The 13,240-nt window shown below is 44.1% G+C and carries 14 protein-coding genes and 1 tRNA gene; 1 reads left to right on the forward strand and 14 read right to left on the reverse strand.

Translation table 11 applies throughout. The features are described from left to right. Positions 1 to 205 precede the first annotated feature (205 nt). A tRNA-Arg gene (locus tag QNH43_RS26045) sits at positions 206 to 277 on the reverse strand. 287 nt (positions 278 to 564) lie between these two features. Between QNH43_RS26045 and clpP the strand changes: the two genes are divergently transcribed. Continuing rightward, complete coding sequence (gene clpP, locus QNH43_RS26050) at positions 565 to 1,173, forward strand: ATP-dependent Clp endopeptidase proteolytic subunit ClpP (protein WP_063233960.1); 609 nt, start codon at positions 565 to 567, stop codon at positions 1,171 to 1,173. A gap of 97 nt (positions 1,174 to 1,270) precedes the next feature. Here clpP and QNH43_RS26055 read toward each other — a convergent pair whose 3' ends face one another. The 13 genes from QNH43_RS26055 to hisD form a co-directional block, all read right to left on the reverse strand. After that, on the reverse strand, positions 1,271 to 1,528 hold the full coding sequence (locus tag QNH43_RS26055; protein ID WP_048688029.1) for an HPr family phosphocarrier protein: 258 nt from the start codon (positions 1,526 to 1,528) through the stop codon (positions 1,271 to 1,273). A 20-nt stretch (positions 1,529 to 1,548) separates the two neighbouring features. Beyond that, positions 1,549 to 2,502: a DNA-binding protein WhiA gene (gene whiA, locus QNH43_RS26060; protein ID WP_034309971.1), complete on the reverse strand. Its 954-nt coding sequence runs from the start codon at positions 2,500 to 2,502 to the stop codon at positions 1,549 to 1,551. A gap of 66 nt (positions 2,503 to 2,568) precedes the next feature. Beyond that, positions 2,569 to 3,555, reverse strand: coding sequence for a gluconeogenesis factor YvcK family protein (locus tag QNH43_RS26065; RefSeq protein WP_283916255.1), 987 nt, complete (start codon positions 3,553 to 3,555; stop codon positions 2,569 to 2,571). Beyond that, positions 3,545 to 4,444, reverse strand: coding sequence for an RNase adapter RapZ (rapZ, locus tag QNH43_RS26070; RefSeq protein WP_076368244.1), 900 nt, complete (start codon positions 4,442 to 4,444; stop codon positions 3,545 to 3,547). Before rapZ ends, QNH43_RS26065 begins: the two co-directional genes overlap by 11 nt. Before the next feature lie 41 nt (positions 4,445 to 4,485). Next, entirely contained in the window at positions 4,486 to 4,944 is a 459-nt protein-coding gene (locus QNH43_RS26075; RefSeq protein WP_141992820.1) for an NUDIX hydrolase, read from the reverse strand. A 547-nt stretch (positions 4,945 to 5,491) separates the two neighbouring features. Continuing rightward, positions 5,492 to 6,439: a thioredoxin-disulfide reductase gene (gene trxB, locus QNH43_RS26080; protein WP_283916256.1), complete on the reverse strand. Its 948-nt coding sequence runs from the start codon at positions 6,437 to 6,439 to the stop codon at positions 5,492 to 5,494. Between the two features lie 103 nt (positions 6,440 to 6,542). Continuing rightward, positions 6,543 to 8,045 carry a tetratricopeptide repeat protein gene (locus QNH43_RS26085; protein WP_283916257.1) on the reverse strand — a complete coding sequence of 501 codons (1,503 nt, stop codon included), beginning with the start codon at positions 8,043 to 8,045 and terminating at the stop codon, positions 6,543 to 6,545. A gap of 448 nt (positions 8,046 to 8,493) precedes the next feature. Then, positions 8,494 to 9,150, reverse strand: a complete 657-nt coding sequence (hisIE, locus tag QNH43_RS26090; protein WP_283916258.1) for a bifunctional phosphoribosyl-AMP cyclohydrolase/phosphoribosyl-ATP diphosphatase HisIE — start codon at positions 9,148 to 9,150, stop codon at positions 8,494 to 8,496. Next, positions 9,147 to 9,905 (reverse strand): imidazole glycerol phosphate synthase subunit HisF, encoded by a 759-nt coding sequence (gene hisF / locus QNH43_RS26095; RefSeq protein ID WP_283916259.1) that lies wholly within the window; start codon positions 9,903 to 9,905, stop codon positions 9,147 to 9,149. The genes hisIE and hisF overlap by 4 nt, the downstream gene beginning before the upstream one ends. After that, a complete protein-coding gene (hisA, locus tag QNH43_RS26100) occupies positions 9,906 to 10,640 on the reverse strand; it encodes a 1-(5-phosphoribosyl)-5-[(5-phosphoribosylamino)methylideneamino]imidazole-4-carboxamide isomerase (RefSeq protein ID WP_283916260.1) in 735 nt (244 codons plus the stop codon). Beyond that, entirely contained in the window at positions 10,637 to 11,269 is a 633-nt protein-coding gene (hisH, locus tag QNH43_RS26105) for an imidazole glycerol phosphate synthase subunit HisH (RefSeq protein WP_076368252.1), read from the reverse strand. The genes hisA and hisH overlap by 4 nt, the downstream gene beginning before the upstream one ends. Beyond that, a complete protein-coding gene (gene hisB, locus QNH43_RS26110) occupies positions 11,270 to 11,857 on the reverse strand; it encodes an imidazoleglycerol-phosphate dehydratase HisB (RefSeq protein ID WP_283916261.1) in 588 nt (195 codons plus the stop codon). 79 nt (positions 11,858 to 11,936) lie between these two features. Then, positions 11,937 to 13,235: a histidinol dehydrogenase gene (hisD, locus tag QNH43_RS26115; RefSeq protein WP_283916262.1), complete on the reverse strand. Its 1,299-nt coding sequence runs from the start codon at positions 13,233 to 13,235 to the stop codon at positions 11,937 to 11,939. Between the last annotated feature and the right edge of the window lie 5 nt (positions 13,236 to 13,240).

Consider the following 13,240-nt stretch of genomic DNA (forward strand, 5'->3'; position numbering starts at 1 on the left):
ATGTTAGAAATGCAAATTTAACAACTACTTTTATTGAAAAATCACCATTTTTCAATAGTGTGGGCCAATATTTTCAAGATAGGAAATGCATTACAGGATTCGATGGAATATTACGGAAATCGAGTGAATTCACCAAAAATCTTAGGGAATCGCTTAAAAATGCCCAATAAAAAATCCCCCACTTTATTAAGCAGAAGATTGGTAATGCCCTCGGCAGGAATCGAACCTGCATTTCAAGCTTCGGAGGCTTGCGTTCTATCCGTTGCACTACGAGGGCGTGATAGAAAATATTTTTCAACAGACTTCATTATATGATAGAATCCCCTTCTTTGCAAGGGGTATCAGGTTTAAAACTTTGTCTTTTGGGTATTATGGGTAATGTGGAAATTCATCCCTGCGCGGCATAAATATAAACTAATCTATCGGGAAGGAGCCTTAGCCAGAAAATTGTCGAACAAATTATCCAATATAGGGTTTGTTTTGTTTGACCTAAATTGACCAAAAAGTGTATCATACATACATAAAGAATTTAAATGATTCTCTTAATCGAAGGAGGAAATGAACATGAATTTAATTCCTACAGTTATCGAACAAACAAGTCGTGGGGAGCGTGCCTACGATATTTACTCCCGTTTATTAAAAGACCGGATCATTATGCTAGGAAGTGCAATTGACGATAATGTTTCCAATTCCATTGTTGCTCAATTACTATTTTTAGAAGCGGAAAATCCTGAAAAAGATATCACTCTATACATCAACAGCCCTGGCGGAAGCATCACTTCCGGTATGGCCATTTACGATACTATGCAATATATCAAACCTAATGTATCAACAGTATGCATCGGTATGGCCGCTTCCATGGGCGCTTTCCTATTGGCCGCTGGCGAAAAAGGCAAACGTTATGCGTTGCCAAACAGTGAAGTCATGATTCACCAACCGCTTGGAGGAGCTCAAGGTCAAGCTACGGAAATTGAAATTGCTGCCCGCCGTATCCTTCACTTGAAAGATAAACTGAACCAAATCCTGGCAGAACGTACTGGTCAACCTATTGAAGTCCTTCAAAGAGATACGGAACGTGATAACTTCATGACTTCCGAAAGAGCTCTTGAATATGGCTTGATTGACAAAGTCATCACGCGCAGCATCCTTGATGACAAAAAAGACTCTAAATAATTATGCAACAAAAGGCTCCGGAGATCGCCTCAAGCGACTTCCGGAGCCTTTTTTAGATGATAAAAGAAAAGGATGCACTTTTAGGCATCCCTATCATTTAACCCTCTTGCTGAACGAACTCTTCCAATGCCTCTAACGCTTCTTTTTCATCGCGTCCTTCGACGATTAACTTCACGGACACGCCAGAACTGATGGCAAGGCTCATTAACCCCATTATACTTTTTGCATTCACTTTCTTTCCTTCTTTTTCAAGAAAAACATCTGAATGAAAGCGGTTAGCTTCTTGTACAAAAAGAGCCGCCGGCCGCGCTTGCAAACCCGTCTTCAATTTTACCTCAACTTGTTTTTCCACCATCTTGATCTCCCCTGTTAGCTTTATTTTTTCGCAGCAATAGCCTCTCCCCCACGGAGCCTGTCAGCTATTTCATCAATCTTTCGTAATCGGTGATTAATCCCGGACTTACTGATGGTTCCACCGGATACCATTTCCCCAAGTTCCTTTAAGGTTATATCCTGAAACGCTATCCTGAGTTCCGCAATTTCCCGAAGCTTATCCGGTAAAATGCTCAGTCCTACCGTATCCTCGATATAATGGATATTTTCAACCTGGCGCAATGAAGCCCCGATCGTTTTGTTCAAATTGGCTGTTTCACAATTCACAAGCCGATTCACTGAATTACGCATATCACGGACAATCCGTACATCCTCGAACCTTAATAAAGCTGAATGGGCGCCAACTATACTTAAAAACTCGGCAATTTTTTCGGCTTCTTTCAAATAAATGATATACCCTTTCTTGCGTTCAAGCGTCTTGGCCTTCAAGCCAAACTTATTCATTAGCTCACACAGGGCATCATTGTGCTCTTTATAAAGTGAGAAAATCTCGAGGTGATAGGAAGACGTTTCCGGATTATTTACCGAACCCCCCGCAAGAAATGCACCTCTCAGGTAAGAACGCTTACAGCATTTCTTCCCAACTATAGTATCGGATATATCATGGAGAATTTCAAAGCCATCGCCTAAAATTTCCAAATCGGTTAAAACCCGCTGCCCTCCGGATGACATCCTGACAATATATACATTATTCTTTTTAAGCTTCATCTTTTTACGGACCAACAGCTCGACCTGGACCTCATAACTTTTTTTCAGCAGCGTATAGATCCTTCTGGCAATCGCAGCATTCTCAGTTTGAATATCCACAACAAGCTTCCGATTAGAAAATGAAAGGGATCCGTTCATCCGGATAAGCGCACATAATTCCGCTTTTCCGCAGCAATCCTTTCCCTCTAATGTAGTAAGCTCTTTTTTCGTTTCTGAAGCAAAAGACATCCATTTCACCCCCAATCGAACGCAGGTAATCTATTTTTATCAATCAAAAACCGTCCCCGATTATATCTACGGTATTATGGGGCTTTTAGTTTCATTTACAAGCATATTATAAAGCAAATCCGCCACTTTTTTCGTGTCATGGCGTATTACATTCCCCTCATAGCTAAAAATGCGTTCTTGTATGATTTCAAGACCCATCCGTTTTAAACTTTCCACATCATACATGACCGGTTTGGCATATTCAGCTTGATAGCGTTGCTGAATCTCGTTTGGTATTTCCTCATTATTAACAAGTATCCTGTCAATATATGCATTTCCCATATGGTCATATATCGCTTTTATATGATCGCTCGCATTATAATCCAGCGTCTCGCCGGCTTGTGTCATCAAATTGCAAATGTACACCTTCTTAGCCTTGGAACGGGCAACCTCTTCTCCTAGGCCAGGGACAAGTAAGTTAGGCAGAATGCTAGTATATAGGCTTCCCGGACCTATGACAATAAGATCTGCCTGCTTGATTTCCTGGAGAGTTTCACTGAGCGGCTTTATATGATGAGGAGACAGAAAAACTTTTTTTATTTTCTTTCCTGAGAAGGGGATCTTGGATTCTCCTGTAACAATCGTTCCGTCATCCATCTCCGCATGGAGAACCACACTTTGGTTGGCAGCCGGGAGCACTTTACCGCGGACATTAAGGAATTTACTCATTTCCTGGATCGCATGTACGAAATCACCGGTCAACGAGGTCATTGCCGCCAGTATCAAATTCCCCAGCGAATGCCCGGACAGCTCATTTTTACTCTGAAAGCGATGTTGAAACATTTGTTCAACAAGGGGCTCTACATCCGATAACGCAGCCAGCACGTTACGGATATCGCCCGGAGCCGGGATGTCCATATCCTCGCGAAGACGGCCTGAACTGCCACCATCATCGGCTACCGTAACGATTGCCGTAATATCCACTGGATGCTTCTTTAACCCTCTCAACAAAACGGGAAGGCCGGTTCCCCCTCCAACGATCACAACCTTAGGTTGTTTCTTATTATTTAACATCTGCTTTCCCCTTACTTTTTTCGATATCGCGATGTGATACTTGAACCCTGTAATCCTTTTTGAAGTGGTTTGAAATATACTCCGTCAACGCCACTGAACGGTGCTGACCGCCTGTACATCCAATTGCGACAACAAGCTGTGCCTTCCCTTCACGTTTATAATATGGAAGCATGAATGCAAGCAGATCGGTCACTTTTTCCAAGAATTTTTGCGTCTCACTCCATTTTAAAACGTAACTCGAAACTTCTTGTTCCAAGCCAGTCCTTGGCCTCATATGGTCAATATAATATGGATTTGGCAGGAAACGTACATCAAACACAAGGTCGGCATCTATGGGCAGGCCATGCTTGAACCCGAACGACATGACATTGACTGTAAACCCGACACTTTTATCGGCAGAAAATTCCGAAGCGATCTTCTCCCTCAATTCGCGCGGTTTCAGTTGGGAAGTATTAAAGATCAATTGAGCCCTTCCCTTCAATTCGTCCAAAAGTTCCCGTTCCATTTTAATGCCTTCCAATGGCCGGCCTAATGGAGCAAGGGGGTGGGTCCTTCTCGTTTCCTTATATCTGCGTACCAAGGAATCATCATCAGCATCAAGAAAAAGGATTCTTGGTGATACTGCCGCTGTATCCGTTAAATTATCCAGTGCAAGAAATAAGGAATCAAAAAACTCCCTCCCCCTCAAATCCATGACAAGGGCCACTTTATTCATCTTATTCCCGGAGTCCTTCATTAACTCCAAAAACTTTGGCAATAGCGTGGGCGGCAAATTATCGACGCAAAAAAAGCCGAGGTCTTCAAAACTTTGAACCGCCACTGTCTTACCTGCTCCGGACATTCCGGTAATGATGACCAATTGCGTTTCACTCATCTGCCCTGTACTCATAGTTTCTCCGCCCCCATGTATATCTTTTTTTATATTTAAAATTAACCTGGATCCAATCGGTAAGAAAGCAGCTTGAATTCAGGCGTATAGGTAAATGTTCCATAGATGATCCCACTTCCATGAACCATATAGTCCAGAATGTGAAAATCACCTTCAGCCATCAGCAGCTTTTTAACATCTTCAACCGGATGCCAGCTAAGTTCCCCTTCTTCACAAACATCCACATTTACACCATCGGAATCCGTTGCAAAGAAAGTGAACATCATCCATTCTGACAAAACTTTATCCCCGTCCTTCATAATGAAGGTGAAAATACCTTTGATGGAAGGGTTTTTTAAATAAACGCCCGTTTCTTCGCGATATTCCCTAATGCAAGCATCGCGTACAGATTCCCCAGGTTCCATCTTGCCGCCTGGCGCTACCCACCATCCGCGTCTAGGCTTTTTCAATAAGAGGATTTGATTATCTTTTATCAATACACAGTTTGTGACACGTTGCACGTTCTTCACCTCAATTGGCTCTGCTCGACTATAGAAACCTTCCCCCCATGTTGAAGAGATTCAGTTTATATCCTTAAACCGCCGCTAGATATCCATTTGGCGATTTACAAATGCTAATAGTTCAAACAAGTTGTATTTTTCATCTTCTTACCATTATGAATGATTATGTTTAGTATATCTTATCATTATACTATTTTTGAAATGAGCTAACAATAAAGTAAACTTCCTGCATTGGGGGAATATTCATTCGCAAGGAATCACATAGGTAAGCCTTTATCCTGCTTAACTCCTATTCTTCTCCACTTTCGCTGCCTAAATGCAAAGGGCTTGCTTACTTCACATTAAAAACCATTTAAAAATGACCTAAAAATTGGAACCAAAGATATAGTCTCAAAGCAGGAAAACAAAAAAAAGACACAGAAACTCAATCTGTGTCCTAAACGTTTATAATTAAAGGGGGTCAACTTCTACCCATACTATACCCAATTATTATTTCACGCGTGTTACAACGTCGTTAAAACGGAATTACGATTGCATATTCTTGAAATCATGCCTTTGGCTGCAATTTTTCTTGAAGTTCCTCAACAAAATGCTGAGCGGATTGAGCTGCAATGCTTCCATCGCCTGTAGCCGTAACGATTTGGCGCAATGTTTTTTCACGAACGTCACCAGCAGCAAAAATGCCAGGGACGCGTGTTTCCATCCGATCATTCGTTTCAATATATCCTGTGGAATTCAAGATGCCCAAGTTCTCAAATGGTTTTGTTAGCGGAAGCATTCCGATATAAATGAATACACCGTCTGCGTCCATCACTGTCTCTTCTCCGTTTTCAGTGGAAACTAGAGTGACACCGCCGACTTTGCCGCCTTCTTCATTGATTTCCTTCAAAGTATGGTTCCAGATGAAGTTAATTTTCTCATTGGCAAATGCACGATCTTGAAGAATCTTTTGAGCACGAAGTTCGTCACGTCTGTGAACGATCGTCACCTTTGAAGCAAAACGGGTTAAGTACACACCCTCTTCAACAGCAGAGTCTCCGCCGCCGATAACGAACAGTTCTTTTTGCTTGAAGAAAGCACCATCACAAACTGCACAATACGATACACCGCGGCCGCCCAATTCTTTTTCGCCAGGAACGCCGATTTTCTTGTATTCGGCACCAGATGAAATGATGATTGAACGTGCTTTGAATTCCTTGGAACCGGCTTTGATCGTTTTATACTCTTCACCGTCAATGATTTCCTTAACATCCCCATAGGCATACTCCGCACCGAATTTCTTTGCATGGTCAAACATTTTCGTTGAAAGTTCAGGTCCGAGTATAGTGTCGAATCCAGGATAATTTTCTACTTCCTCAGTATTGGCCATTTGCCCGCCCGGTACTCCGCGTTCTAACATCAATGTTGAAAGGTTCGCACGTGATGTATAGACAGCCGCCGTCATCCCTGCAGGACCAGCTCCAATAATAACAACGTCATAAATTTTTTCAGACATGTTTTCACTCCTCCATATTCCATAACAAATGGAACCTTCACTACGGTTAGTGTTCCCTACCTATTATCCTATATAACAAATAATTTTTCGTCCAAATATCTGCTCATCCCAATAAGTTTTGAACCAACTTTACGTACTTCGATAAGGTGGACACCGATATGAAATGTTTGTCTGCGATTGCCTGTTTGCTCGCCTTCTCATTTTTAAGCTGATTCCACACGTACTCCACAGCGGATGCCCAGCCTGCTGGATTATTTAACTTCTGCTCGGATTTCACCGCTTCGATGAAGACGGAAAACCACATTAAATAGAGCCCGGCTTCGTTTAATTGTATCGGTTGGAAATGACGATATAATAACTCAGCTGTGCGATCGGCAAAATCAATCGGTGTTAATTGGCGATCCTTAGCTGGAACTTGAACAAGTTCAGCATAATCACGTTCCAAATCAGTGAAATTCTGATTTAGGTTGAGGACCTGGTTTTTCAATAGCTTCTGTTTATGAACCGAATGTTTCAGAAGGAAAATGGCAAACAGCCTTTCTTCGATGAATTCACTTTCCAGCCTTTTCATAATAGAAGGAAAATGATGTTCAAAACCATCTGAAGTTGTATTCATATCTCCCCAAGGCTCCATGCCTTCCTTTTCCGGGTTCATTTCCACGACCTTTTTCCATGCCTTTTGGGCAGCCTGTTCATGGCCTAAATGGTAAGCGGAAATGGTAAGCCAATAGTAGAAGGTTCCATCTCCCTCGAACCCTTGCTTTTGGAGTCCTTTCAGCCATCTATATGCAGAAGAATAGTTTCCGATCAAAGCGAAGGTCGCTCCAAGCTTGAAACGATGTTCGGATAGCATCGGCCGAATTTTCTCCAGCATCTGTATGAGTTCTTCAACCTTTGCTTCATCCTGTTGATAATGATGAAAAACAACAAGGTTACAAAGCGCATGCAGGTTTCCTGGGCTTTTTTCCAGTACCTCATCAAGTGTTTCAAACGCTTCATCTACCTGACCTAGATAGAAATAGGCAAGTGCCAGGTTATTATAAGCGGACCAGTAATCCTCGTACTCGGCAATCGTTTCTTTCAGGACTTCGATTGCCTTCGGGAAATTGCCTGATTCCAGGTACTCACGGGCTTGTTCCTGTTTGGTAATGAGCCCATCATGCTTAAAGGGGTTTTCTTCTGACTCATCCGACTCAAAAGTTATCAGTTCAAGCAGATCCTCTGCATCATCGCTGAACTCCCCGTCTTCTTCTTTATCAAGATAAGCACTGGCGTGACGATAAGCCTCCTTGAACATGCCTAAGTGGGCATAATTATTCGCCAGGAAGTAATGACATTCCGACATATAGGGATCCATCACATCCAAGATGTTCTCCAATAGGTTGTTTGAATAATTATATTCACCGATTTCCGAGCAGGTGATTGCCAATTGACAGGCTATCATCGGTTCAGCAGGTTCAAGTTCCAGCGCACGCTCCAGGTATTTTTTTGATTTAGGTAATTCTCGTCTATGATAAGCTTTTAAACCCTTGGTGAAATAATACTCACCTGTCGGGTGAAAAGTTAGAATTTTTGCCTGTTGGCCAAATTTAGAGTCTTTACTCATGTAATCCTCCATCTACAAGTTGATTAACCATAGTATTATAACATATTGGAGAAAATTTGCCGAACAATTCAAGAAAATGGAAAACGGTAATTACCATGCTTTCTTTAAGAAAAAATCGAATGACATCCCTAGCCAAATGGGGATTCTCTTTCATACTGATGGGCCCGAACAAAGCAACACCTTCAAATCTCAGGTATGGCTTTCACCAAAATTAGCAGCAGAAGTTGATTGGAGAGGAAGGTGCGAGACTCCTGCGGGAAAAGCGCGTCTAGGGGAGACCCCGCAGGCACAAGCCGAGGAGGCTCCCGAACCGCCCGCGGAAAGCGAGTGCCTGGAGCGGAAATCAACGTCCAAATTGTACAAGCCATAAAAAAACTGAAGACAAACCTGATTTTCATCGAGTTTGTCTTCAGTCTGAGCCCTCCTATTGACGGAGGGCAATCACCATTCATTCGGTTTCTTTCGGTTCGTCCTTATCGGCATGTCTAGCCTTCAATACATCAAGCACTGATTGGAAAGGCAACTCCTGCTCCCGAAGAAGAACGAATAAGTGATAGAGGAGATCGGCACTTTCCATCGAAAGTTCCTCTGCATCACGGTTCTTAGCTGCAATGATCACTTCTGCCGCTTCTTCACCGACTTTTTTCAGGATCTTATCTACGCCCTTATCGAATAGGTAGGTAGTATATGAACCTTCAGGCATTTCCGATTTTCTTTTTTCAATCAACCTTTCCAATTCCGTCAAGAAAGTCACATTCGCCTTCACGTCTTGTCCAGCTTCACTGTTTTGGTAAATCGTTTCACTAAAACAGCTTGTTGCCCCTGTATGGCATGCAGGACCTGCAGGAACGACCCGAACGACTAATGCATCTTGATCACAGTCATACTTCATCTCGATGATTTTCTGGGTATTGCCGCTGGTCGCCCCTTTATGCCATAATTCATTGCGCGAACGGCTGAAGAAGACCGTTTCACCTTTTTCAATCGACAATTGCAGCGATTCTTGGTTCATGTAAGCAAGTGTCAGCACTTCGCCGGTTCCTGCATCTTGAATAATTGCCGGTATCAGGCCTTTTTCGTCGTATTTAATAGTTTCAAGATTCATCGTACAACCACTCCTTGTTGTTTGAGAAACGCTTTGACTTCTTTGACGGATGTTTCTTTATAATGAAAAATCGATGCGGCTAATGCTGCGTCGGCTTTACCTTCTTGGAAGGCTTCCTCGAAATGCTCGGCGTTACCAGCCCCGCCCGAGGCGATGACCGGCACTGAAACGGCTTCAGATACCGCTTTTGTCAAAGCGATATTAAACCCTTTTTTCTCGCCGTCACAATCCATGCTTGTCAATAAAATTTCACCCGCACCGCGGATTACGGTTTCTTTTGCCCACTCGACCACTTCCCATTCAGTCGGTTTCCGACCGCCGTGGGTATATACGCGCCATGACCCAAGCTCTTCATCATATCGGGCGTCTATGGCAACAACGATACATTGGGAACCAAAATAATCAGCACCTTCATTTATTAAATCAGGGCGCAGGATGGCTGCTGTATTTAAGGATACCTTATCGGCACCTGCCCGTAAGATCTTCTTCATATCCGCCAATGAATTAATGCCGCCGCCCACCGTGAACGGGATTGCCAAGCTGCCCGCTACCACTTGAACGACGTCGACTATCGTTTCCCTGCCTTCATGTGATGCGGAAATATCCAGGAAGACAAGCTCATCGGCACCTTCTTGATCGTAAAAGGCTGCAAGTTCGACCGGATCTCCAGCATCCCTAAGGGACACAAATTGTATCCCTTTGACTACGCGACCATCCTTTACATCGAGACATGGAATAATTCGTTTAGTGAGCATTTAACCACGCACCTTTTCTAGTGCTTCTTCTACAGTAAAGCGATTGGTATAAAGTGCCTTGCCAATGATTGCCCCTGCAATGCCGTGGGCTTCATACTCTTTGAGGGTGATAAGGTCTTCGAGGGAACTAATGCCTCCCGAAGCGATCACATTTTTACCAGTTGCCTCCGCCATGGCCAATATGCCTTTCACATTCGGACCTGAAAGCATGCCATCCGTCGCGATATCGGTCACGATAAAGGTCTCTGCACCAGCATCGGCCAGTAATTTGCCAAGATCTATCGCAAGGGTTCCAGAAGTTTGAAGCCAACCATGAGTGGCAACCTTGCCATCTTTCGCATCAATCCCGATTGCGATGTGGCTTCCATATTTCCTTATCATATCTTTAGTGAAATCAGGGTCTGAAACGGCCGTACTGCCTAAAATGACCCGTTCCACTCCATTATCCAGGTAATGGGCTATATCCCGTTCCGTACGGATGCCGCCGCCGATTTGAATGCGGGCCCCTAACTCACTTGCAGCTTTTATTACGTATGAATCATTGATGCGCACTCCCTCTTTGGCTCCGTCAAGGTCGACCATATGTATCCAATCGGCTCCTTGATCCGCAAAGCTTTTAGCCATATCGAAGGGGGAATCGCCATAAACGGTTTCCTGATTGTAATCTCCCTGGATTAAGCGGACGCACTTGCCTCCGCGCATATCAATCGCCGGGTAAATAGTAAAGTTGCTCATGCTTCTTCCTTCCCTTCCACTAATGACAGATAATTTCTCAAGAGTGACATGCCCATCTTCCCGCTTTTTTCCGGATGGAACTGCATGCCGAAAACATTCCCTTTACCGACGATCGCCGGCACTTCCACATCATACGTCGCCGAAGCGGTAACGAATGATTCATCCGTATCGACGTAGTAAGAATGGACGAAATAAACATGGTCCTCTTCCAGTCCCTCATTCACTGGTGACGCCTGTTTAAATTCAAGACAATTCCAGCCCATGTGCGGCACTTTATAAACCTGGTCATCCGCATCCACTCCCTTAAAACGAACGACTTTACCTGGGATGAGGGATAATCCCTTTGCAGGTCCATTTTCCTCACTTTCATCAAAGAGAAGCTGCATACCAAGGCAGATGCCTAAAAGATAACCTCCATCGGCTACATATTCCTTCAGGAATTCATCAAGCTTTTGTTTTTCCAAGAGACTCATGGCATCCCTGAAAGAGCCCACGCCGGGAAGAATGATCCCATTCGACTTTGAAAGTTCTTTTGGGTCATCGGAAATGAAAGAATCGGCACCAAGGCGCTCCAGCCCTTTACTTACGGAAAATAAATTCCCCATGCCATAATCGACGATCCCGATCATTTACAACATTCCTTTCGTCGAAGGGATGCCTTTGACACGCGGATCGATGGTCGTAGCTTCATCCAACGCTCGTCCAAGCGCTTTGAATATCGCTTCGATCATATGGTGTGTGTTGTGTCCGTAATGAACGACTACATGCAGGTTCATCCTGGCTTCAAGAGCGAATTTCCAAAGAAACTCGTGCACCAGTTCAGTATCGAAAGTACCGACCTTTTGCGAAGGAAACTCAGCCCGGAACTCCAGGTGCGGACGATTGCTTAAATCGATGACAACCTGGGCGAGTGCTTCATCCATAGGTACGAAAGCATTTCCGTAACGCTTTATCCCGCGCTTGTCTCCAAGGGCTTCCAATAACGTCTGCCCCAAGCAAATGCCAATATCTTCAGTTGTATGATGATCGTCCACGTCTGTATCCCCGTTTGCTTCTACAGTCAAATCAAACTTCCCGTGTTTCGTGAACAAATCCAGCATATGCGTCATAAACGGAACGCCCGTCTTAATGGAGGAATTACCTTCCCCATCCACACCAAACTTCAAACTTATTTCCGTTTCATTCGTCTTTCGCTCCACACTAGCAAAACGTTCCATTACAACTCCTCCTAAACGGGGTATGACCCCTTTTCCCAAGATGTAAAAGCATGTCAAAATTCTTTATATCAGATTGCACTTATTTTAATAATTCAGGACTTTTTCCGGATTCATTCACAGCACGTGATTCAATGGCACGTGCATGAGCCTCGAGTCCTTCCATCCGGGCAAATGCTGCGATTTTTTCTGCATTTTTGCGGAAGGCCGTTTCACTATACATGATGATGCTCGATTTCTTTTGGAAATCATCCACATTCAGCGGACTGGAAAAACGGGCGGTTCCATTGGTAGGCAACACATGATTGGGACCTGCAAAGTAATCCCCGACGGGCTCCGAACTAAAGCGGCCAATGAAGATTGCCCCGGCATGGCGAATTTTAGCCATGATTTCAAGTCCATCCTTGGCCACAATTTCCAAATGTTCCGGTGCAAGTTCATTAATCGCTTCAACCGCTTCTGCCATATTCCCGCATACAACGATCCGTCCGTAATCCCTTATGGATGCTGCAGCAATATCATGGCGTGGAAGTAACGCCACCTGCTTGGTCACTTCTGCTGCCACTTCCTCTGCCAGAGACGTTGACGTCGTCACCAAAACACTGCATGCTCGGGCATCATGCTCCGCCTGTGATAGCAAGTCTGCCGCAACTTCTGCAGCGATGGCCGATTCGTCCGCCAATATCGCTATTTCACTTGGACCTGCTATCATATCAATGGCAACATCCCCGAAAACTTCGCGCTTCGCTAACGCCACATAAATATTTCCCGGACCCACTATTTTATCCACTTTCTTAATTGTTTCCGTCCCATAAGCGAGAGCAGCTATAGCCTGGGCCCCGCCAACTTTATAGATTTCCTTAACCCCGGCAATTTTGGCAGCTGCCAAAACCGCTGGCGATAATTTCCCATCTTTTCCTGGAGGGGAAACCATGACGATCCGTTCCACCCCCGCGGCCTTCGCAGGCAACACATTCATCAATACTGACGAAGGATATGCCGCTGTGCCACCAGGTACATAAACACCTACAGCATCAAGCGGTGTCAATTTTTGTCCTAGCATCGTTCCTGTATCATCAGTCGTAAACCATGAATTTCGAATTTGTTTCTCGTGAAACATTCGAATATTATTTGCAGCTTCTTGAATAATATCAAGCTGCTCAGCAGTCAAGGCCGCCGTCGCTTCTTCCAATTCCTGTTCCGATACAAGTAATTCCCCTGGACTGACACCATCGAAACGTTCGGTATAGGTATGTAAAGCGGCGTTTCCGCTTTTCCTGACATCATAAATAATATCCTGAACCGCTTTTCTTTGGTCGGCAGTACCTGCCTCAACCGAGCGTTTCAGTGAAATCCCTTCAGCAAACCGTTCTATTTTCATACCTT

It is taken from the genome of Peribacillus simplex, from assembly GCF_030123325.1.
In the GTDB taxonomy this organism is placed as follows: Bacteria; Bacillota; Bacilli; order Bacillales; family DSM-1321; genus Peribacillus; species Peribacillus simplex_D.

Bases quoted from the DNA above. Each gene is read 5' to 3' on its own strand.
- QNH43_RS26055 (WP_048688029.1), bottom strand. From the start codon at position 1,528: ATGGTGGAAAAACAAGTTGAGGTAAAATTGAAGACGGGTTTGCAAGCG.
- clpP (WP_063233960.1), top strand. From the start codon at position 565: ATGAATTTAATTCCTACAGTTATCGAACAAACAAGTCGTGGGGAGCGT.
- trxB (WP_283916256.1), bottom strand. From the start codon at position 6,439: ATGTCTGAAAAAATTTATGACGTTGTTATTATTGGAGCTGGTCCTGCA.
- rapZ (WP_076368244.1), bottom strand. From the start codon at position 4,444: ATGAGTACAGGGCAGATGAGTGAAACGCAATTGGTCATCATTACCGGA.
- hisA (WP_283916260.1), bottom strand. From the start codon at position 10,640: ATGAGCAACTTTACTATTTACCCGGCGATTGATATGCGCGGAGGCAAG.
- whiA (WP_034309971.1), bottom strand. From the start codon at position 2,502: ATGTCTTTTGCTTCAGAAACGAAAAAAGAGCTTACTACATTAGAGGGA.
- QNH43_RS26065 (WP_283916255.1), bottom strand. From the start codon at position 3,555: ATGTTAAATAATAAGAAACAACCTAAGGTTGTGATCGTTGGAGGGGGA.
- hisH (WP_076368252.1), bottom strand. From the start codon at position 11,269: ATGATCGGGATCGTCGATTATGGCATGGGGAATTTATTTTCCGTAAGT.
- hisB (WP_283916261.1), bottom strand. From the start codon at position 11,857: ATGGAACGTTTTGCTAGTGTGGAGCGAAAGACGAATGAAACGGAAATA.
- hisIE (WP_283916258.1), bottom strand. From the start codon at position 9,150: ATGAATCTTGAAACTATTAAATACGACGAAAAAGGCCTGATACCGGCA.
- hisD (WP_283916262.1), bottom strand. From the start codon at position 13,235: ATGAAAATAGAACGGTTTGCTGAAGGGATTTCACTGAAACGCTCGGTT.
- hisF (WP_283916259.1), bottom strand. From the start codon at position 9,905: ATGCTCACTAAACGAATTATTCCATGTCTCGATGTAAAGGATGGTCGC.
- QNH43_RS26085 (WP_283916257.1), bottom strand. From the start codon at position 8,045: ATGAGTAAAGACTCTAAATTTGGCCAACAGGCAAAAATTCTAACTTTT.